Source organism: Pseudoalteromonas sp. RB2-MNA-CIBAN-0110 (genome assembly GCF_040309305.1).
In the GTDB taxonomy this organism is placed as follows: domain Bacteria; phylum Pseudomonadota; class Gammaproteobacteria; order Enterobacterales; family Alteromonadaceae; genus Pseudoalteromonas; species Pseudoalteromonas arctica.
In genome coordinates, this window is sequence record NZ_JBEOOQ010000385.1 from 1 (window position 1) to 209 (window position 209).

1 rRNA gene is annotated in these 209 nt (G+C 38.8%); it reads right to left on the reverse strand.

What is annotated here, in order from left to right:
* Positions 1-77 (reverse strand): 5S ribosomal RNA (rrf, locus tag AAEY68_RS21865); the annotation flags it as partial.
* Positions 78-209: the final 132 nt, after the last annotated feature.

Sequence of the window (209 nt, forward strand, 5' to 3'; positions counted from 1 at the left end):
CTATCATCGGCGCTGTTTCGTTTCACTACTGAGTTCGGCATGGAATCAGGTGGGTCCAAAACGCTATTGTCACCAAGAAAATTCTTTTCAATTTTCTTATTTTTAATTATTAAGATTAAAGTCCTTCGACTGAATTTGAAGCCTGGTAATGTCCTACTTTCACATAGCAAATGCTACACTATCATCGGCGCTGTTTCGTTTCACTACTG